This is a genomic window from Trichocoleus sp. FACHB-90, from assembly GCF_014695505.1.
GTDB lineage: Bacteria > Cyanobacteriota > Cyanobacteriia > Cyanobacteriales > FACHB-T130 > Funiculus > Funiculus sociatus.
The window spans coordinates 64877-85931 of the sequence record NZ_JACJOK010000032.1; the positions used below are offsets into that span (position 1 = coordinate 64877).

Below are 21055 nucleotides of genomic sequence, written 5' to 3' on the forward strand. Positions count from 1 at the left end.
CATGATTTTGGATTGAACGCAATGTAGTCACAATCTTCTAATTTAGGTAGTTTCAGTTTATTGGTAGGGTGGGCAACGATCGCCACAAGCGTTAATTCGGTAAATTTTTATGATGTAGTGCAGGCTACCAAAACGCGAAGCCAGATGCAAGCGATCGCGCCCATCTTACCTGGAAAATTCTTTTAATACATAGTGTTCCACAGTGTCTTTCTCATTTTCATATGTTTTTGAGTAATTTTCTTTAATATAAGCGCTGATTTTTTCGTCACTTTTGAATTTCTCTGTCCACCTGGCAAACACAATCTGCTCTGGACGATATTTCTCTAATATCGTCAGTAAATCGTCGTTGGTCAAATTTCCTGAATTAAATCGTTTTTCTGATATTACCGCAATTTCTGGCGGCACAGACAACCCTGCATAAAATGCGTATATTGGACGATCTGTGAATAGCCATTGAGTAGAATCTTTATATTTTAACACCAAATTCATAACTTCCATATTTTTGGGTGGTTTGCCTTTAGGCTTAACAGGAATTGCAATCATTGAGAAAATTAGAATTGCTGTTGCAATTCCTGGTAAGATCAGCTTTTTTATTTTCAGTGACTTGAAATTAGAGTTCCAGCCCTTGGGGAAAAAATCAACAATGAAAGCAACTCCATAGGCAGCGAGCCAGGTAATGGGAATTGCCAGCAAAGTGTAGTGGTGATCCCAAACTGGTTTATGGTTTAAAAGAAGTAGGATAGCTGTCGCCAGCCACGCTAAAGGCAAAAATCCTTCTCTTTGTTTGTTTAAAAAAATTGCCCAGGTGCCGATTAAGGCTAAAAATATATAATCTAAGTCTTGAATCATTAAATATCGCAAATAATCTATATTATTGAACTCTTTAAATCCCGATTTTACGCCTTCTCCTAAATGAGCTTGAAATAGCTGCTCATAATTTAATGAATGACACAAAAGGCCAACAGTAACGTAAACTCCTAAAAAAGTACCTAGCCAAAGCAAACACGAGTACCAGACGTTATATTTGGATAAGACAGATTTAAGCCCCAAACCCCCGTCGCTTATAGGAGATAGAGAGAAATTGAACGCCCTTCTCTTTGTCGGGAAGGGGTTGGGAGAAACCTTACCCTCTGGATTATTATTTGCCTTACGATCTATAATTTTAAAATCCCACAAATAGAGCAGTATCAGAGGGATAAGAAAGACAGTAAACAGTTTTGTTTGTAAAGATAAAGCGAACAAGCCTCCTGATAAAATAATAAATATGTTACGACGGTGGCGTTTATAGAGGGTCAGGAAATAAATAGAAAACATAGCCAGGGACAAAGTGGGGATGCCAATCATCACGGCAATACTGAGCCTAACAAATAGCCAGGAAGTCAATAATAAAAGCGTGGCTAAGAGAGCTGGGATCATCCCCAGAGAGTAGCGGATAATTTGATAAAATGACCAAACTAATAATGCCGAAAAAAGCAAAATTAGCAAGCGGGCCGCAAAAACTGAATATCCAAATAAACTGAACCAATGTGATAAAATAACCGTTAAAAGAGGCGGTTGATCGCTCCAAATTTGCGTATAAAGAGAAAACCCTTTCGAGTATAAAAGCGCTTTAATTAAGTTTAGTCCCTCATCATAGTCAAATTCAAAGGTTTGTCTCACTGGTCTGATGGCAAGAACAAAGCAAACATAAAGAGACATTATGAAGACGTTAAGAAAGACTGTTTTAAGCTTGGGCATACTTAAGGAAAAGATACACTTGATTGTTACTATACTCGCTCAGGCGTTGTTTGGCATCTTGACTGTTTAAATCTACGGTTGTAAACTTCATTTGTTAAAGAATTTGAGCCGCAGACAAATTCCCAGAACGGGACATACAGCACGAGTGAGAAGAGCAATCCTCCAGGAATAACTTACCAGAACCCAGAGTTGCGATTCGAGGGTTTTCAGATTAATGCGGGATGAAGAACGACGTTATTAGCTTGTCACAAATAAAAAAACACATTATCATTACATGAATCAAGTTAAAAATTTAAGCGGTATAGGTGAGATGAAAAAGCTTATAAAGGCTTTTCCTTTAATTTATCTAATCTTTGTTACCCTCTGGTTAAGACTAATCAATTTAGGATATTCTGATTATCAAGGCGACGAGATTAAGGCATTTTACCGACCGGAAGCAGGGCAAGGAATATCTGAATTTTTGTTCAGCCAAAGGAAGGGCCCAATTCAATTTTTCGTTACCTATATTATTAAAATATTTAATCCTAACTATAATAATGAGTTTTTTGTTAGACTACCTTTTGCTGTAGCAGGAATACTCGCTATATATTTTTTTTATAAGTTCGTTAAACTTCATTTTGGAGAAAAAATCGCTTTATACTCGGCGTTCTTTATGGCGACTAACGGTTTGTTCGTTGCTTTTGCCAGGATAGTTCAATACCAATCTTTAGTAATTTTATTTTCAATTTTAGCTTTATATTTTTTATCTTTGTATATAGAGAATGAGAAGTGGAGAGTTTCGGGTTTATATTGGGGAATAACTTTTTGGGGATTTTCTATTCTTGCACATTTTGATGGAATTTTTATAGCGCCATTTGTTTGTTACGTTCTCTATAGCTGGTATACAAATAAAAGTATATTGTCAAAAGAAGTTAAAGTTAAACATTTAAGTTTTGCTCTAGTTATATTGGTAGGAATGATAGCTATTTTTTATGTGCCTTTTTTCCTATCTGTATCGGAATCTACTAAAGAGTATTGGGCGAGCAGAATAAGCACCAGACCAGAAGATTCAATAAGTACATTCAAGATTTACAATCCAATCTTTGTCATATATTTATATGCCATATTAGGCGCTTTGTCTCTGTCTAACATAAAAAAGACATTTTCAATTATAGTTTGGTTTTTGTTCCCTTTTGTTGCTATGGAAGTATTAGTTAGCCAGCCGGGAACACATATTTATACATATATATTACCTTTTTGTATTTTAATCGCCTATGGATTGGAGAGATTAGAATTTTTAGTTTACAGAAAATCCAAAGTAAATTTTAAATTTTTGTCCATAAAAGCGGTAATGTGTTTGTTGCTTTTTTTACTTGCTCATGTAATGTTTGTAGATCATAGTAAAGAGTATGCTTGGGAAGATAAAAACTTCTTAATGATAGAACTTCCGAAAAAGCATAAACAAAGTGCATTTGCCTTTCCCTATTATAGGCATTGGGAAGAGATTGGGACGTATATTAAAACAGTAGATGAGCGGGGATATTACTTAACGAATGAGAAGAAAAGTATTGCCAGATATTATGTACCAACAGAATTTAAAAATTTAGAATTAGAAGCAGAAGCTAATGATTTGTTGGAATACACATATCTAATACACATCAAAAATCCCCAAACTAGAAATGAAAAGATACTAGGAAAAGAACCGAGTTATTGGGAGCAATATGAACCAGTGAAAACTTTCTCAAATAATGGAAGGATAGTAGCAAAAATTTATCGTTTATCAGGAAACGAGCTGGAAAAGATAAGACAGTAGGGTGGTAATGAAACTTAGTTTAGCAAAACAGAGACGTTCTTAGAAACCAAACAATTCATCAAGTTTACTGCTTCGCTGGGTTGAGTTACCGATCGCCGAACCTACATATTAGGGGTAGGTGGCGGAGGTGAGGATTATCTGTAGGAATGCAACATCGTATAACAATATGACTGCTGACGTGTAGCATATTGGGCTTTCATGGTGCAAAATTAGGCAAGAACCAGAAATTTACCTGGTGGTCGGGTCAAAAAAGCATACTGATAGGGCAGGGGTCTAGATGGAAGCGGGTCAATATTCTCAACCGTCATCGTCTAACGGGAATGGCAAGCAACGTAAAGACACGGATTTATCGCGTTTGTCGCTAAACGAGGAAACTCAGTTTCCGCAAGGCGATCGCGACGAATTGAATGTGCGTCAACTATTGATGGTGGTGCGTCGCCGCGCATTGGTGATTTTGGGGGTGGCGATCGCAGTGACATCCGGTGTCGGGGCGTGGACATACAGCCAGACACCCAAGTATGAAGGCAGCTTCCAGCTACTGGTAGAACCAGTTACAGCTGAAAATAAGCTAAGTAAATTAACTCAAGTGCCTGGTGTCGCTCAAGATTTACAAGAGTCTAGTTTAGATTACGAAACCCAAATTAAAGTTTTACTTAGTTCGGAACGAATGGCGGGGATTGTCGAATTTCTAAAAAAACGCTATCCCGACGTCAGCTATGAGTCGCTGGTTGTGGAGAACCGACTCAATATTATCCAGCTGGAAAAAACGAAAATTTTAGAAGTTCGTTACCGCGATACCGATCCAGATAAAATTAAGTATGTCTTATTTGAACTAGCAAAAGTTTATCTCAGGTACTCGCTGCAAGAGAGACAAAGCAACCTCAACCAGGGAATTAAGTTTGTAGAAGGTCAATTGCCTGCTTTGCGGGAAAGAGTGGACAAACTCCAGGGACAACTGCAAACATTTCGCCAACGTTACAATATCCTCGATCCGGAAGAACAAGCAAAACAACTGGCTCAGCAAGTAACTGAGATAGAGGAACAGAAATTAGATACTCGTGTAAAACAAAATGAAGCAAGTTCGCTGTATGCAGCGCTACAAAAACAGTTAGGCATACCGCCACAACAAGCGATCGCAACTGCTGCACTCTCCGAAGCACCGCGCTACCAAGAGCTACTCAAAAAGTTACAGGAAGTAGAAACCAAACTCGCTACCGAATCAGCGCGGTTTTTGCCAGAAAGCCCAAATATTCAGGCACTACAAAACCAACGGCAAAATTTGCTGCCTTTGTTGCGAAAAGAGGCGGCGGCGGTGCTGGGAACTACCGCTGTTACTAATGAACCTTCCCTTGCTTCTCCAAATTCAATTCGCCTAGAACTAACTCAGCAATATGTTGATGCGGCTAACCAAATGCAGGTTTTGCAGCTGCGCTATCAAGCGATCGCGCGAGCCGAAAATATCTTAAATCAACAAGTAAGATTATTGCCTGTAATTGCCCGTCAATACACGGATTTACAGCGAGAACTCACCGTAGCCACCGAGAGTTTAAACCGCTTTCTCGGTGTCAAAGAAACCCTCCAGATTGAAGCAGCGCAAAAATCTCTACCTTGGCAGCTGATCTCCAAACCCCAGAAGCCAGAACAACCAATCTTTCCCAAGCCGAAGCGGAATATAATTATGGGAGCGATCGCTGGTTTAATGTTAGGACTAGCAGCCGCCATCCTCGCAGAACGACTAGACAACGTATTCCACTCCCCTGAAGAACTCAAAGAAAGCACCCGGTTGCCACTTCTCGGACTCATTCCCCATCAAAAAGAACTTAAGCTATTCAAGCCAATAGTCGAGTTAGTCAACTTAACGCAAGGTGAAAGTAGCCGCACCAAAGCGGAGAACCAAGCTAGGGAAACCACCTCAAGAGAGCGAGCCAACAACCGCAAAGCTAGCTGGTACAACGCTTCACCCTTCTTAGAAGCCTTCCGCTCCCTGCATACTAATGTTCGCTTTCTCGGTTCTGATACCCCCATTCACTCCCTAGTCGTTAGCTCAGCCTCCCCCGCAGACGGGAAATCTACCGTTTCCGTCCACCTAGCGCAAGCCGCCGCCGCAATGGGTCAGCGAGTCCTGCTAGTGGATGCAGATTTGCGCCGTCCCCAAGTTCATCACGTTCTGGGTTTAGAAAATAACCAGGGACTCAGCAACGTCATAGCCACTGGTTTAACCCCCAGAGAAGCCATTCAGCGATTACCTTCTTGGGATAACCTGTACGTACTCACAGCAGGACAAATCCCCCCAGATCCCACCAGGCTGCTTTCCTCCAAGCGAATGCAGTATTTAATGGAGCAGTTAAACGCCGTTTTTGACCTGGTTATCTATGACACGCCGCCTATTCTGGGTTTGGCAGATGGCAGACTTTTGGCTGTACATACCAATGGGGTGATCATGGTTGCCAGACTGGGTAAAACAGACCGTTCCGTGCTGCTGCAAGCCATAGATGCGTTGAAAATTTCCAGCGCCCCTGTGTTGGGTATGGTAGCTAACGGTGTCAGGAGAGGAACCAGCGGTTCTTACTATTACTACACCCGCTACTACACTTCTGAAAACTCGGAAGTAGAAAATGCCAAAAAGCTCTTGCAGAAACGATTTAACGTCCGCAGTAATTAGTCATTAGTTATTAGTTATTAGGGTGGGCATTTCCCACCCTAATAATTGGTGTAGCGCTCAAGTTTGTGTGCCAGTTGCCCACCATTGTAGGTGCGTGGCTCTATCAGTCTGTCAGCCTCGCGCCCCTGGTGTTGAACTACCTTCATGCTTGTACATGAGTTGACTCATGGGTAAGAATTCTGCCTGATTTGTTGTTAATCTATAGGTATAGAAATTCCTTTATTAATCGTCAAAATTTCTTCTTCCAAGACGTTCTATAGAACATCTTTACTCGCCATTATATATTTAAAACTGCTATCTATCACTTAATTTTACGAGACGCCAAACGTTCGTAATAACTCACATTTTGCACCATTTTCAATAAACAGGAAGCAGCAACCTATCCAGTCGCTCCCAGACTTTTAGCCTGGGAACGAGAAAACGACTAATGACTAAACACCGTAAAAAGAACGATACCACTCAACAAAACGGGGAATTCCCACCTCAATAGAAGTTGAGGGTTTAAAGCCAACATCTTTTTGCAAATCATCAATATTGGCATAAGTTTCTGGAACATCACCCGGTTGCATTGGCCGCAAATTTTTTACAGCCTTAGTACCAAGACAATCTTCCAAAACCTCAATAAAATATCCTAATTCAACAGGCTTGTTGTTGCCAATATTGTAAATTTTGTAAGGAGCGGCACTCATTCCCGGATCTGGATCGTATCCCGACCAGTCAGGATTTGGGGAGGGAATATTATCAGATACCCGCAAAACTCCTTCGGTAATATCATCAATATAGGTGAAATCGCGTCGCATTTTACCATAATTGAAAACTTCAATCGCGCGACCTTCTAAAATCGCTTTAGTAAACAAAAACAGCGCCATATCTGGACGGACCCAAGGCCCATAGACCGTAAAAAAACGCAGTCCAGTAGTAGGTAAATTATACAAATGACTGTAAGTGTGAGCCATCAATTCATTTGCCTTTTTAGTTGCTGCATATAAACTCACTGGATGGTCTACATTGTCATGCACCGAAAAAGGCATTTTCTTATTAGAACCATACACAGAGCTAGAAGAGGCATATACTAAATGTTTTACTCCCGAATACCGACAACCCTCTAAGATATTCATAAACCCCACCAGGTTACAATCAACATAGGCATGGGGATTTTTGAGCGAGTAACGTACACCCGCCTGAGCTGCCATGTGCAACACTCGATCTGGTTTAATATCGGCAAATAATTGAGCCATTCCCTGACGATCAGCTAAATCCAGTTGGTAAAAATGAAAATTATTTTTGTCTGTCAATTGAGCCAAGCGAGCCTTTTTTAAAGTGACATCATAATAATCATTGAGATTGTCGAGACCAATGACTTCTTCTCCTTGATCTAGCAACTGTTTGCACAAAAAAAAGCCAATAAAACCAGCGGCACCAGTAACAAGAATTTTGCTCATATTTTGTCTTTACTAGCTGTTAGGAGAGTAACAATCTCTGCGGGTTTATTTCCTGGTATTGGGAATAGATCACCAACACGAGGATGTCCAAGCTAATTAATCTATCCCAAAAACCCCAGTGGATGCCATAGTTACTTTGAACTGCCTAATCATACGCGATCGCGCTCTTGCACGTTCTTGTACAATGTCAAACTGATAAAGCTCCTTGACCATATCGATTATTAAGCTGTTCCGCAAGTCCCACAGATTCTTTCGCGCCGGGAAACACAGAGCTAGTCATTATTCATTAGTTTTTTACATACACTTGACAAAAATGAAATTTCCCCCACTTTGGCTCGGCATATTTATCGTGTCGCTAGCGCTGCGTGTTGTGGCAATTACTGTCCCCATTAATTCGGACGAAGTGTTGTGGATGACTCGCGGCAGCACTTTTATCAAGCACTTGTTGGAGGGAGACTTAACTGGCACATATCTTCGCCATCATCCGGGCGTAACCAATATGTGGCTGATTGGCATCAGTATGTTGTTCAATTGTCAGCTGCACAAGCTGCTTCCAGGTTTAGATCAGCCAGCAAATTTAGATGCTTGTTTGGATACCGTCCAGTTTCCCATAGCCTTTTACGTGCTGCCTCGCCTGCTACAGGCAGCGATCGCTTCCGGTTGTATGGTGTACCTATATGTACTCACCAAACGGCTTTTGGGGCGATCTGTAGCGCTGTGTACCCTAAGTTTACTGCTACTAGAACCGTTCTTTTTAGCTTATCAGCGCTACCTCACCACGGATGCGCTGATGGCTGACTTTAGCGTTTTGGCGTTGCTGTTGTTTCTACTTTATCTGCGGGGGGATGTCCGGCGCGATCGCAAATTACTCATCCTCTCCGGTGCGTTCATGGGGTTGGCGACGGTTACAAAAGTAACTGCGCTGTTTCTCTTGCCTGCTATTAGTATCTGGGTAGTGCTGAGTGAGTTCGGAGTTTGGCAAACCAATTTTCCTCAAAAAGGTTGGAAGCGGCGATTTGCGGATCTCCGGTGGTGGGGAGGCAGCATCTTAGTTACAATTATTGCGATTTGGCCTGCAATGTGGGTGTCACCCTCCTATGTTGTGAGTCAGATTTACAAAGGTGTGTTGAATGAGTCCGCTAGAGGTCTTCTTTTCTTTTTAGGGCAGATTACTGATTCGCCGGGAGTTATTTTTTATCCGCTAGTGCTGGCTTATCGTCTCTCCCCAGTGCTGCAAGTGGGGTTATTGGCTGTGGGTGCAGTGTTGGTGATACCCAGGCTGCGACGTGCCAGAGATAAGGCACTAAGCCCCTTGGGGGAACCAGATTTGGGGGAGAGGTTAGACCAGCGCCTTGCGAGGGGAAACCCATTTGTGACGACTGGCGTGCAGAGGTTCGCGGAAAAGTTTTGCCAGCAGGAAGTTATTGCACTTGCATTAGTACCCTTGTCTGTCCTACTTATCCTCTCGGCTAGCGATAGTAAGATCGACCGTTACATTAATCTTTTCTTGCCAGTGCTAGCTATCTTAGCTGCGGTTGGCTGGTTAGAAATCGCCCGTTGGGTGCGGTTTGGGGCGGGTAAGATTAATCGAGGCGTAACGACTGCGATCGCGCTGTTTTTATTGCAACTAATCTTCCTTGTACCCTACTGCCCTTATTACTTGAGCTACTATAACCCGTTATTCGGTGGTTCGCGGGTTGCCAAAGATATATTTATGATTGGTCAAGGCGAGGGTCTTGACCTTGCCGCTAAATGGTTGAACCAGTCACCTAATGCTAAACAAATGGTAGCAGCTAGTTGGTCTGGGAGGGCTTTTGGGGCATATTTTCAAGGTCAAACTATCTCAATATACAAATTCGTCGAACCTGAACAGCCTTGGACAAAGGCTAATCGCGTCGTCTTGTACTACAACCAATTCCAGCGTCAGTTGCCAGATCCAAAGATGCTGGCTTACTTTGGGGCGCAGCAACCTTTACACACTGTGCGGCTGCACGATATTGACTATGCAAAAATCTATCCTGGTGCGGTTCCCTTAGCTGAAGATTTAAAACGTATCCAGTTTCCTCTCGACTTGTATTTCGGGGAACAAGTACGCCTGCGCGGTTATGACTTTAAAACATCAAAATCTTCTTTCAGTCAAGAGGTTTTAGTAACATTTTATTGGGAATTTCTGACACCATTGCCGCCAGATTTGACGATTAATATTAGTTTGCGCGATCGCGTTGCCCCAATCGCTACTCGCGAGGGAAAACCACTGGACGGCTATCTTTCCAAAGCTCAAACACCGTCAGGGTCATTATTGCGCGATGTCCACAAGCTAACACTACCGCCCGGTACGCCACCCCAGCGTTACCGCCTTGAGGTAGGGTGGTTCTCGGATAGCAACAAACAAGCCTTGCCAGTACGCGATGCGGCAGGAAATTCCCAAGGAACCCAGGCGGTTATTGGCGAAGTCGAGGTGGTAAATTGACACTCCTCACGGCAATACTTTTCGGTTAGTGCTGTTAACCTGCAAACTCCCACTTAAAAAGAGGGATTGCAGGGTGGTTTCATTGATTAAAAGAAAATTCTGTAACCTTGATTTTGTTTGGTGGTAGGGGCATGGCAATGCCATGCCCCTACAAAATCTCGCTCCAATATTTTCTTCGATTGTATGAAACCACCCTGCGCTTTTTAAGGAGGATTGGGGATCAAATCTATAGCATCAAAAAAGTGAATTCGGGTAAATTCACTTTTTTACTGAAAGATCCTGAAAAAGTTAAAGAAAGTGAAAATACTCCCAACCGGACTTAAAATCGTGCCTAGAGTATCTGAGACACTAGCAAGACCGGAGCGGTTTATAACAACTACATCGTTATTCCGCAGGATGGGATTGCTTTGATCGTTGATACCCTGAGCCAAATTTATATCTATCGTTCGTTTAGAGACGGTGCCGTTGGGGTTAAGGCGAATCAGATCGACCCGGCTCTTGCGGGCGCGATTGTTGAACCCACCAGCTGCCAACAGCGCTTGATTTAAAGGGGTGTTGGGTGGCACTTCCACAGACCCAGGCCTGGCGACTTCCCCGACCACATTCACTCTAATGAGATTAGGAGAAAAACTAGCTGCTGCTATTTGGGGTGCTTCCGCTGGGTCTATGTTACTGGCTGTGGGAATTGCAATAGTATCCCCCTCTTGCAAAATTGCATCTTGAGCCAGATCCCCGCCTTGTAATAGTTGCCAGAGATCTACGGCGATCAACTGTTCGGCACCTGTTCTGGTGGGGCGGCGGATTTCGACGCGGCGAATGTCAGCTGTGGGTGTAATACCGCCAGCGAGTTGAATTGCCCGCGTGACTGTGGGGCGGTCGCCTACAACATTTCCGGCTCCACCGGGAAGGGCGCTGGGGCCAGTGACTCCGGCGGGGTTCTGAACGACGTTTCCTGACGTAACCGTATAGGGGCCGGGACGCAATACTTCACCGACAACAATAATTTTCAGCGGTACGTTTGGCTGGGATGCAAAGGTGGCATCAGCTAGTAGACGGTTTTCGGTGCTATTGAGAGTTGTGGTTGTGGGGATAAAAATTGTATCTCCATCTCGCAGAGAGATGTCTTGACTCAGGTCGCCGTTCCTGAGTAAATCAAAAAGATCGACGCTGAACTGTTGCTGCCTTCCAGGGGCGCCCCGGCGGCGAATCTGTACAGAACGGACGTTTGCTACTTGGGTAATGCCTCCAGCCAGCTGAAGTGCCTGAGTAACTGTGGGAAATGTTCTACCTTCAGTTAGGGGAACGGTGTAGGCACCGGGACGAGTGACTTCTCCGGCGACGCTGAGTTTGACGGGACGGGGCAAGAGCAGACTCACGGTGAGTACAGGGCGTTTGACAAAGCGAGCATAAAGGTTAGAAATTCTATCGCTTGCTTGTCTGATTGTCAGTCCCTCAACTTCTACGCTGCCGACGATTGGCAGGTTGAGGGTGCCATCGACTAAAACCTGATATTCGCCACTGTATTCGGGAACGTCAAAAATATCAAGACGAATGCGATCGCCTCCTCCCAATGTGTAAGCTGTTTCTGTCGGCGCTTGATTGACATTTGGAACGTTTTGTGTCGGCGGAGCAGGAGGCGGCTGGATATTAGGAAGTTGAGCCACTACCGGAAGGGAAGCGTTCGTGGAAGCGATCGCGACCACAGAGAAACCCGCAATGGGCCGAAGCAGAAATCGACGAAAACTAGCACCAGTCATAGAAAAATTCCCGCTTGTGTCAGATTGTTTTTTTGCGCTTACGTTAGCACTATGTATTCAAAAACTATTGAGTTTCGTTACACAAAGTCACGCCTATGACGGATAGAATCCCAAAAAAGTTGCAATATATATTTGAATCACAACCGTAATTTTCTCAAAGTCGTGTAACTTTGAGGTGACAATAGAAATTGCGGCAAGTAGAGGAGTGGTAAGGTCATGACACCAGCAAAGGGTAGGGGTCGTTTAAATCGAATAAACAGGAAGCTGTGGTACAGAGTACCCATCTTAATGAGTTTGTTTGTGGGCAGTGGGGGAATCTACGCGGTAAACAGTTGGGCTTCCCCGGCAGCAAATTCTAGGATAGTGGCATCAAACCCCAGAGGGAGCGGAGCCACTGGGGAAGCACTCATGGAAACCATTATGGGGGCTGATGCTCTGCGTCCACCAACGAACCCCCCTGCTGGAGGAACCGCCACGAGATCCAATTCGGCGCGACAGAGAAAGAGCGTACAGCAACGCCCGGTGATTAAAGCGCCAGCGAGAGTGGCTCAAGCAGTAAGCAGCTTCCCCGATGTTCAGGGAAACTGGGCGCAAGCTTTCATTGAAGAACTGGCAGCCAGAGAAGTTATCGTCGGCTTTCCCGATGGCACCTTCCGCCCGAATGAACCTGTTACCCGCGCTCAGTTCGCCGCCATGATCCGGAAGGCGTTCCAAACAGCTGCCACTCGCCAAGCAGTGGATTTTGTAGATGTACCTCCGAATTTCTGGGCTTATACGGCAATTCAGGAAGCATACCGGACTGGATTTTTGGAAGGGTATCCTAATCGAGTTTTCCTTCCCAATCAAAGTATCCCTCGCGTCCAAGTTTTAGTTTCATTGGTGAGCGGGCTTAACCTTCAACCGACGGAAAACGTAGCTTTAAACACCTTTTATCAGGATGCTGCCAGCATACCTGACTATGCACGGATTGCGATCGCAGCCGCCACAGAAAATCAACTTGTTGTCAATTTTCCCAACGTTGCTCTGCTTAATCCTAATCAGGTAGCAACTCGTGCCGACGTAGCAGCGTTTATCTACCAGGCATTAGTTAACGCGGGGCAATTGCAGCCGCTACCCGCAACCAACGTAGCTACTCGTTACATTGTCGGCTACGAACCACCAGTAGCATCAACACCCCCACCACTCACCGCCGAACAAGTTGCAGCCCTCAGACAGCAGTATCGACTTCCCGAACCATCGATAGTAGAAGAACTACGGCGCTTAATTGGCGGTAACTCCAGTATTGGTACACCCACAGGTTTTGGCGCTGACCGGGGACAGGCATATATCGGCGCAGGCTACCAAGAAAGAACCCGTGGCACCAATCAGGATGACGGGGTGATTGCAGCTGGTATTGGTCTTGGTGATGCCAGAAAAGCCGTTGGTGTAGAAGGCACAGTCTCAATTTATGACCTGTTCGGCGATGATAGCTTCGAGGATGGCGGCATTAGCTTCAAAGTTCACCGTCTGTTTGGCGAGGACTTAGCAGTTGCTGTAGGAGTTGAAAATTTCGATACCTTTGGAAATCCCGACCCCGGCTACAGCACCGTTTATGGTGTCGTCAGTAAAGTCTTCCCACTAGCATCTCGGACAACATCAGGCTTTACCCCTTCTGTCACCGCTTCTGTGGGCTTGGGCGGCGGTCGCTTCCGTTCCCTCGCTGATATCAGGGCTGGCAGAGATTCGGTGAATCCGTTTGGTAGCGTCGGCGTGCGGGTGGCTCAACCCATCTCCCTTATTGCAGAATGGAGTGGTCAAGATTTGAATTTGGGTGCTTCTATCGCTCCATTCCCGAATATACCCTTAATCATCACCCCAGGTGTTGCCGATGTGACGGGTAATGCTGGTAGTGGTGGAGGAAGGTTTATTCTGGGTGTAGGTTATGGCATCACCTTCTAAAAGGCAAAAGGCAAAAAAAGTTTTTCCTTAGCCAATGTGTAGTAGGTATTTCATTTATAGAATTGGGAAAAATTGTATGGTTCTCAAACGTTTTTCTTTACATCTTGGTCTGAGTTTGGCTGTGGGCTTGTCTCTTGTGCTGGCAAACACAAAAGCTCATGCTCAAGTGGGCAACGCTTCCGATATTACTGGGCCAATTCCCACGACTAGCGACATTGTTAACGGCGCTTTCATCCCCAGCGGAGGCGGAGCATCTGGCAGAATATCATTTAGAAATTCCGATGCTGTTAATCGAGCAGCTGACTCAATAAATTCTCAGCTAGCAAATAGCAGCTTAGGTAGTGTATTGGCTGGTAGCGGAGATGTTTCAACTAACGCTAGCCAGCTTATAACCACTCTATCTAATGCTTCCGGAGGCAGCAATCCAGCGCTGGTGAGAAATCTGCTCGCCAGCTTGCAAGGACTAACATCAAATGGGACGGTCAATGCAGGTGAACTCAGGGCAGCAATTGCCTCTTATAATGCTTTGATAAATGGCAGCGGGGGCGAGTTTTTGAACAGTCGTCCAGACGAATTGCTGACTATCCGAGCAGTTTTAGAAGCTTTAGTTAATGCTTCAGGTACCTAACAAGTGAGTTAATAGTTGGGAGTTAGTAACTCTTAACTATTAACTTAATTAGTTTTCAGCCCATCTTGGACACGTAATTAATCATGTCGCAAGAGCTAAGTATTGGCATAGTAATTCCCTCCTATAATGAGGGACAAGATTTGGTCAATACGCTCAAAACCATTTTTAATCAAAGTTCTCCGTTTGCGGAAGTTATCGTTGTAGATGACTCATCCGATGGAACTGATCGCTTAGTTGCTGATACTTTTGGGAAGCAGGTAAAATTAATTCATCGCGATCGCGCTTTAGGGCGCTCTTCTGCCCGTAATGTAGGCGTACAGCGTGCCACATCTGATGTAGTGGTAATTCTAAATGCTGATGTCAGCTTGCCACATAATTTTTGTGAACAGGTAAAACAAAAATACACTCAGGAAAATTGCGATGCTTTGGGAGTGGAATTAGTTGTTACTAATATTCAGCATCCATACCCACGCTATCGTTACGCAATGCACTTAACTTACTACACCGGAAAAGGTGGTTGGACAGAAGGTTTTTCTGTACGTCGCGAAGCTTTTTTGAAAACTAATGGCTTTCCGGATGGATATCTTTTGCCAATTTTGGCGGGTGAAGATGTTAAGTTTGTCCGCGATTTAGAACGAACGGGAGCAAGAATCTGTTTTGACTATAATTTGAAAGTCACCACAGTGACACCTGAAGATGCAGCAGAAATTGCAAGTCAACTGCGGGGACGTGCCTCTCTGCGAACTTTATACTTTGTTTATGACAAGTCTTGGGTGGCGCTGTTGCTGCGTTGCTTGTTTAAGCATCTGCGGCGAATAGTTGTTGTCGGAACAGTAATTCCGGTTTTTTGTCAAGTTTTTTGGTTATGGGTACATTTTAATCATGGATGGCAAGATTTAGCCAATTATGCCAAATATGTTTTGTATGAGAAGTGGTTGCGATCGCGTCAAGAATGGTTAGACTTGGCAATGTTCTTCAAACTATATAGGCAGAAGGGTTTTAGTGTAGTTGATATTATCTTCAAAAGACCATCTCAACTCATTGCTACTGCGCCTGTTCATGAGTAATTATGCTTGATACCACTGACTTGTCGCCACCAGATTTTCACTTCGATCCGGATATTGGGTTGGGAGTACGCGATCGCCTCAGAGATATTGCCGACACTTTAATTAGACGACCCCTTTACAAAATACTATACGGCAAGAAATTTGTTCATCAACCTTATCCAATTAACCTGGTACTTCCAGGCAAAGGATTATCCACTCTAGCAAGGCGGCGTTGGGTTAACCGATATGTTCCTCTAAGTAACTCGCGGGTACTGGTGATCGGTTGTGGTAGTGCTTGGGATTTCGGTTCATATTTGCGTTTTAAACCTAAAGAAATTGTTGGTATAGATTTATATAATTTTGCAGGCTGCTGGCAAAAAGTTCAAGAATATGTTAACCAAGCTAATTTACCGACCAAATTAACATTTCATCAGGCAGATATTGCGGAAATTGATAAGACATTACTGGGAGAATTTGATATTATTTGCAGCGATGCCGTATTTGAACACTGCCGAGATTTAAAAAGTGTATTAAAAAATCTCTATAGCCTTCTACGTCCTGGCGGCATTATGTATGCAAGCTATGGCCCTATCTGGTATTGTTTGGGTGGCGATCACTTTTCTGGGCGAGGCGGACTGGAAAATGGCTACAATCATTTGATGATGGAGCCTACAGATTACCAAAATTATTATCATGCCCATTTACGAGATCCTGCTTATGAACTGCAAAATGGCGGGCGTTATATCGAGTTAGATTTATTTAGTAAACTTTCCGCAAGCGAGTATTTTGAACTTTACCAGGAAATAGGTTTTCAACCAAAATCAGTCGTGGTAGATTTCAGTAAAGAGGCTGAATCCTTAAGAACAGCACCAATATTTAAACAGGTACTGGCAAAATTTACTCATTTAACAATTGAAGATTTTGTTCTAAGAAGCCATTTTATTATTTTAGAAAAATTATAAAATACTATGGATACGAAAAAATTTTATGAGAACCACGCCCTCAATTACAGCAATACTTCTAATATCCCCGAACATATTAATTTTGTAGGAAGATGGGGGAGAAAAAGCCGGATTCAGATAGCTTATGAAATGCTGGCTCCCTACGCAGCCTTCGAGAATTTATTAGATGTGGGCTGTGGAAATCTCAGTAATTTAATTACTTTGCAAAACCTATTTAACAAAGGCTTTGGGTTAGATATAGTAACATATCCAAGCTGGGAGCTTTTAAAAGATAAATTTAGCACCAATCAGCATAATATCGATTCTAATTGTCTACCTTTTGACAATGGGATGTTTGATGCTATCACTATGCTAATGGTTTTGGAGCATTTATTCGACCCGTTCGCCGTTATTGAGGAAATTGCTAGAGTCACTAAGCCGAAAGGATATTTAGTAATTAATGTACCTAATATTGCTTATATTAAACATCGTTTGGCATTGCTGGGAGGAAATTTACCCGTTACCTCTACAACTATGTGTTGGGAAATGCGCGAATGGGATGGGGGACACATACACTATTTCACTTTAGAGCGACTTAATTGGTTGTTAAGTAAGTTTGGTGGATATAAAATATTGCAGGTGCAAGGAAGTGGTAGATTAGGGCTAGTGAAACAACTTTTACCAGGTTTACTGTGCAGCGATTTACAAATTTTGTGTCAAAAAATAGGAGACTGAGAATAAATAGAGTAAAAGATCAATGCCCGCAGGCTTTGTTTGTATAGCTACGGCTTTAGTCGTCGGATATTTTGACTAATGAAAGTTACTGTATCAGTATTTGGACGTTTCTGGTCGTTTTACCTAGCGCAGCAATTACAGCAGAGAGGTTATCTTGATAGCCTCATATCTACATATCCGACTTTTGCCATCACTAAATATGGGATTGAACCGTCATTAATTCGCTCGATTTGGCATTTAGAAATTTTGTCTCGTGCTTGGCGGAAAATACCAACGCAGTTAAGAAATGGCAATAATTTACCTTTCTGGTTTCGGGATAATTTTGATAAAAATGTTCTGAATTATCTATCATCTAGCTCGGATTTGTTTGTCGGTTTGTCGAGTTTGTGCCTGCACTCTTTACAGAAAGCGAAGGAGTTGGGAGCTGTGACGGTAGTTGATGAGGGTAGCTGTCATGTAGAATCCCAAACTCAACTTTTGCAAGAGGAATATGAACGCTGGGGATTAAAATTTACTAACACTGATATGGGGGTGTACGAGCGGGAGTTACAAGAATATGCGGAAACCGATTTGATTGCGGTTCCAAGCGTATTTGCCAAACGTACATTTTTAGAGCGAGGCATACCTGAAAGTAAGCTGATTCATGTTCCCTACGGGACTTCTTTGAAGGAGTTTTATCCAGTTTCAAAGGAGGATAATGTCTTCCGAGTAATATACTGCGGTGGGATTAACCTGCGGAAGGGGATACAGTATTTATTACAAGCTTTCTATGAGTTGAAGTTACCAGATGCCGAGTTGTGGCTGGTGGGTTCGCTGGAGCAAGAAATACAGCCTTTTTTGCAGAAATATCAAAGCGATCGCATTCTTCTCAAAGGCAAGCAACCTCAAAATCAACTACGCTGGTTTTATTCTCAATGCTCGGTGTTTTGTTTGGTTTCCGTTGAAGATGGATTTGGTATGGTGATGGCGCAGGCGATGGCTTGTGGCTTGCCTGTAATTCATACTACTAATACGGGAGGTGAGGATATTGTCAGAGATGGGATAGATGGTTTTTGTATACCAATTCGAGATGTGGAAGCACTCAAAGAGAAAATCTTGTTTTTCTATGAGAATCCTCAACAGCGATCGCATATGGGCGATAATGCCTTAAAACAAGCTAAGCAAACTTTATCTTGGGATGACTACGGCGAAAAAATGATTGCTGCTTACGCTCATGCTTTGGCTGCGAAGTAGCACTTTCTCGTTCTCCAAGCTTACGCTAGGGAACGAGAAAATGAACCGCATTGGGTAAAGTTATTGTCAATTGTTGCAAAGTTCGTCAAAGGAAGTCTGCTGTTAAGCATTGCTAGCGTCGTAGTGCGCCTATCTGGTGTCTTGGTGCTGGTTCCCTTAGCGCGGCTGCTGGGTGCTAATCAACTGGGAATTTACAGTCTGGTGTTTTTCCTGGTGCAAAGCGGCAGTATTTTAGGGCGATTGGGAGTTGATATCGCCATGCACCGCAATGGGGCGCAAATATACCGCACCGATCCAGTGGCTGCTGGGCGTTTGCTAGGTGTGGGTAGCGTTTTGATGGGGCTGAGTTTTACGATTTTAACGGCGGCTGTATGGCTGTTGCGCCTCCCTTTGGCGGGGTATTGGCTATCTAACAAAGACGCAGCAGCATGGTTTGGTTATGCGGCGCTGACGCTGTTTGCAGAGGGCATCAGTTCTATTATGATGACGGGGCTGTTGAGTCTCCACAATTTTAAGGCTCACTCTCTCTCCACAACCGCTGGCGCTTTGTCACGATTGCTATTATCTCCTGTTTTGGCGTGGCGTTATGGTTTGGCTGGTGCTTTTGTCGGTTTGATGGTAGGTTCTTGGTTGCAAGCAAGTGTCGCATTTTTTTACTTCCGCCGCAGCATCCAGCAACATCACATTTTGCTGAATCTAGAAAATTTCAGGCAAGAAAGTTATCAGATTTTGCGATTTGGCGTGCCATTTTACGCTGGGAGCGCTTTAATTGGTTTGGTGTCTTTGCCAATGATGGGAGAAATTGGGCGTGTGGCGGGAGTGGAAACGCTAGGGGAACTGAGGATCGGGCAGTCTCTAAGTCAAATTGTAGGTTTTTTGCCGGGAGCGATCGCGCCTGTGGCTGTATCTATTTTATCGGAAGCGCACGGTACTCAAAGCGAAGATTTTCAGCGGTTGCGATCGCTACATTTGCGGAGTAATTGGATACTTGCACTCACACTGGCGATGCTGTTGAATCTTACAGCACAAAGTTTGATCGGAGTGCTGTTTGGCAAAGAGTATCTAGGAGCATTACCCCTGGTGATGGGTTTGAGTTGGTGGGCGGCGCTGACTGTGGTGGTAGAGAGTGTTAATCTTTACAGTTTAACTGCTGGTAATACGAAAGCGATCGCTGTAGCAGCAGTAACTCAAAAAGTTGTTTTTATCGGCTTTACATTTGGGTTGATCCCGCAGTGGCAAGGTATGGCTTTCGTCTCTGGTTTATTGATAGCTAGTGGACTTCAGCTATCAATAATGCTTGCTACTATCTGGCAAGGACTCGAAACACTTTTGCAGCGGCAAATTGGTATCTTGTGTTTGTGGAGTATTGCCAGCGTGAGCTTAGCATATGGAGTGGAACAGTTACATCTGCCAACTTTGATTAGTTGGTTGGTAACGTTGTTCCTCTTGATAGCGATCGCTGTTTTAGGTATTTTGTCAATCGTTAGTGCAGAAGAAAAATCGCGGCTTTGGGGGAGTCGTAGCAAATGAAATATCGTTTAGGCATCTACATCCCTACTTTGGATATTGGTGGAGGACAGCAAGTTGCTGTTTTACTTGCCAACCAAATTGCTCAAGCATATCCGCATATAGAAGTTGTTCTGTTTCTCTTTCAAAAAGAAGCCACAAATTACTATATCCATCCAGCCGTAAAAGTTCAATCGCTAGGAATAACCGTTTATCACCCAAACTTCCTGCGTAGGACTGGTTCATTTATCAATAAAGCAGCCCGACTTGCTCCCTATTTGAGAAATAGTGAGATGCGGATGGATGCGATTATCTCGATTTTGTTTAATAGCAATACTGTTTTACTGGCAGCAAAAACTCTACAGCCTCAGACTACAACCCGCCTAATTGTCAGCGAACAAACTACCATAGGAAATGCACTACCTTTTTCTCGAAAAAATTATCTTAGGGTAAGCTGGTTGCGGCGCTGGTTTTATCCCCAAGCTACTGCTGTAGTAGCTGCGTCGGAGGGTGTAGCAGAGGAGTTGCGCGTCCTCTCAAAAAACCTAAAAGTGCAAACCATTTACAACCCGCTAGATTTAAAAACTATTGATGCTCAAAGTCAAATTCCTTTACCAGATTGGGTAAAATTTGACTATATTGTTGGCGTAGGAAGGTATCACAATCAAAAAGGTTTTGATTGGCTAATTCAAGCTTTAGTTCAACTACCCCTAGACATACATTTAGTATTAGTAGGCGATGGGCCAGAACGCGAATCTTTAACTCAATTAGCCAAAACTCTTAACTTGCAAGATCGAGTGCATTTAGTTGGGTTTGATACTAACCCGTTTCGCTGGATGAAACGCTCTCGGTGTTTTGTACTATCTTCTCGCTACGAAGGTTTTGGAATTGTAGTTGCAGAAGCTTTAGCTGTAGGCGTTCCCGTAGTATCTATGAATTGCCCTTTTGGGCCAGAAGAAATTTTGCAGCAAGGTAAAGTAGGGGAATTAGTAAAATTAGGAGATGTAGATGGTATGGCTGCTGCTATCCAACGAGTTTTGGAAGCAGATGGATCTGAAAACAAAGTTATGCGTCAACAACGAGCCGCTGATTTTGCTGTAGACAAGATTGCCGAAGCTTATTTGCGTTTGGCTTTACCTGAAGCTATTAACCAGTAGCAATTAAACTA

At 43.6% G+C, this 21055-nt stretch carries 14 protein-coding genes; 11 read left to right on the forward strand and 3 right to left on the reverse strand.

Annotated features, from left to right (window positions below; genetic code table 11):
• Window positions 1–165: 165 nt before the first annotated feature.
• Complete coding sequence (locus H6F74_RS09900) at window positions 166–1698, reverse strand: glycosyltransferase family 39 protein (protein WP_199301041.1); 1533 nt, start codon at window positions 1696–1698, stop codon at window positions 166–168.
• Window positions 1699–2011: 313 nt separating this feature from the next.
• On the opposite strand from H6F74_RS09900, the gene H6F74_RS09905 reads away from it, so the two are divergent.
• Window positions 2012–3529: a glycosyltransferase family 39 protein gene (locus H6F74_RS09905; RefSeq protein ID WP_199301042.1), complete on the forward strand. Its 1518-nt coding sequence runs from the start codon at window positions 2012–2014 to the stop codon at window positions 3527–3529.
• A gap of 277 nt (window positions 3530–3806) precedes the next feature.
• The gene (locus tag H6F74_RS09910) at window positions 3807–6191 is read left to right on the forward strand and encodes a polysaccharide biosynthesis tyrosine autokinase (protein ID WP_190439901.1); all 2385 of its coding nucleotides are present in this window, start codon (window positions 3807–3809) and stop codon (window positions 6189–6191) included.
• A gap of 431 nt (window positions 6192–6622) precedes the next feature.
• On the opposite strand, the gene H6F74_RS09915 is transcribed toward H6F74_RS09910, so the two are convergent.
• Complete coding sequence (locus H6F74_RS09915) at window positions 6623–7633, reverse strand: NAD-dependent epimerase (RefSeq protein ID WP_190439904.1); 1011 nt, start codon at window positions 7631–7633, stop codon at window positions 6623–6625.
• A gap of 313 nt (window positions 7634–7946) precedes the next feature.
• Between H6F74_RS09915 and H6F74_RS09920 the strand changes: the two genes are divergently transcribed.
• Window positions 7947–10103: a glycosyltransferase family 39 protein gene (locus H6F74_RS09920; RefSeq protein ID WP_190439906.1), complete on the forward strand. Its 2157-nt coding sequence runs from the start codon at window positions 7947–7949 to the stop codon at window positions 10101–10103.
• A gap of 266 nt (window positions 10104–10369) precedes the next feature.
• On the opposite strand, the gene H6F74_RS09925 is transcribed toward H6F74_RS09920, so the two are convergent.
• Window positions 10370–11860 (reverse strand): SLBB domain-containing protein, encoded by a 1491-nt coding sequence (locus H6F74_RS09925; RefSeq protein WP_190439909.1) that lies wholly within the window; start codon window positions 11858–11860, stop codon window positions 10370–10372.
• Window positions 11861–12076: 216 nt separating this feature from the next.
• Between H6F74_RS09925 and H6F74_RS09930 the strand changes: the two genes are divergently transcribed.
• The 8 genes from H6F74_RS09930 (at window position 12077) to H6F74_RS09965 (ending at window position 21044) form a co-directional block, all read left to right on the forward strand.
• Window positions 12077–13798, forward strand: a complete 1722-nt coding sequence (locus H6F74_RS09930) for an S-layer homology domain-containing protein (RefSeq protein ID WP_190439912.1) — start codon at window positions 12077–12079, stop codon at window positions 13796–13798.
• A gap of 76 nt (window positions 13799–13874) precedes the next feature.
• Window positions 13875–14426, forward strand: coding sequence for a hypothetical protein (locus H6F74_RS09935; protein WP_190439915.1), 552 nt, complete (start codon window positions 13875–13877; stop codon window positions 14424–14426).
• An 83-nt stretch (window positions 14427–14509) separates the two neighbouring features.
• The gene (locus H6F74_RS09940; protein WP_190439918.1) at window positions 14510–15493 is read left to right on the forward strand and encodes a glycosyltransferase family 2 protein; all 984 of its coding nucleotides are present in this window, start codon (window positions 14510–14512) and stop codon (window positions 15491–15493) included.
• Between the two features lie 2 nt (window positions 15494–15495).
• Window positions 15496–16434, forward strand: a complete 939-nt coding sequence (locus H6F74_RS09945) for a class I SAM-dependent methyltransferase (protein ID WP_190439920.1) — start codon at window positions 15496–15498, stop codon at window positions 16432–16434.
• Window positions 16435–16440: 6 nt separating this feature from the next.
• The gene (locus tag H6F74_RS09950; protein WP_190439923.1) at window positions 16441–17148 is read left to right on the forward strand and encodes a class I SAM-dependent methyltransferase; all 708 of its coding nucleotides are present in this window, start codon (window positions 16441–16443) and stop codon (window positions 17146–17148) included.
• 78 nt (window positions 17149–17226) lie between these two features.
• Window positions 17227–18381, forward strand: a complete 1155-nt coding sequence (locus tag H6F74_RS09955; protein WP_190439925.1) for a glycosyltransferase family 4 protein — start codon at window positions 17227–17229, stop codon at window positions 18379–18381.
• 63 nt (window positions 18382–18444) lie between these two features.
• Window positions 18445–19911, forward strand: a complete 1467-nt coding sequence (locus H6F74_RS09960) for an oligosaccharide flippase family protein (RefSeq protein ID WP_190439939.1) — start codon at window positions 18445–18447, stop codon at window positions 19909–19911.
• Entirely contained in the window at window positions 19908–21044 is a 1137-nt protein-coding gene (locus H6F74_RS09965; protein WP_190439942.1) for a glycosyltransferase, read from the forward strand. The genes H6F74_RS09960 and H6F74_RS09965 overlap by 4 nt, the downstream gene beginning before the upstream one ends.
• The last annotated feature ends 11 nt before the right edge of the window (window positions 21045–21055 follow it).

Excerpts from the sequence above, each read along its gene's own strand:
- H6F74_RS09940 (WP_190439918.1), top strand. The coding sequence starts at position 14,510 with ATGTCGCAAGAGCTAAGTATTGGCATAGTAATTCCCTCCTATAATGAG.
- H6F74_RS09935 (WP_190439915.1), top strand. The coding sequence starts at position 13,875 with ATGGTTCTCAAACGTTTTTCTTTACATCTTGGTCTGAGTTTGGCTGTG.
- H6F74_RS09945 (WP_190439920.1), top strand. The coding sequence starts at position 15,496 with ATGCTTGATACCACTGACTTGTCGCCACCAGATTTTCACTTCGATCCG.
- H6F74_RS09910 (WP_190439901.1), top strand. The coding sequence starts at position 3,807 with ATGGAAGCGGGTCAATATTCTCAACCGTCATCGTCTAACGGGAATGGC.
- H6F74_RS09950 (WP_190439923.1), top strand. The coding sequence starts at position 16,441 with ATGGATACGAAAAAATTTTATGAGAACCACGCCCTCAATTACAGCAAT.
- H6F74_RS09955 (WP_190439925.1), top strand. The coding sequence starts at position 17,227 with ATGAAAGTTACTGTATCAGTATTTGGACGTTTCTGGTCGTTTTACCTA.
- H6F74_RS09915 (WP_190439904.1), bottom strand. The coding sequence starts at position 7,633 with ATGAGCAAAATTCTTGTTACTGGTGCCGCTGGTTTTATTGGCTTTTTT.
- H6F74_RS09905 (WP_199301042.1), top strand. The coding sequence starts at position 2,012 with ATGAATCAAGTTAAAAATTTAAGCGGTATAGGTGAGATGAAAAAGCTT.
- H6F74_RS09925 (WP_190439909.1), bottom strand. The coding sequence starts at position 11,860 with ATGACTGGTGCTAGTTTTCGTCGATTTCTGCTTCGGCCCATTGCGGGT.
- H6F74_RS09900 (WP_199301041.1), bottom strand. The coding sequence starts at position 1,698 with ATGTCTCTTTATGTTTGCTTTGTTCTTGCCATCAGACCAGTGAGACAA.
- H6F74_RS09930 (WP_190439912.1), top strand. The coding sequence starts at position 12,077 with ATGACACCAGCAAAGGGTAGGGGTCGTTTAAATCGAATAAACAGGAAG.
- H6F74_RS09920 (WP_190439906.1), top strand. The coding sequence starts at position 7,947 with ATGAAATTTCCCCCACTTTGGCTCGGCATATTTATCGTGTCGCTAGCG.
- H6F74_RS09965 (WP_190439942.1), top strand. The coding sequence starts at position 19,908 with ATGAAATATCGTTTAGGCATCTACATCCCTACTTTGGATATTGGTGGA.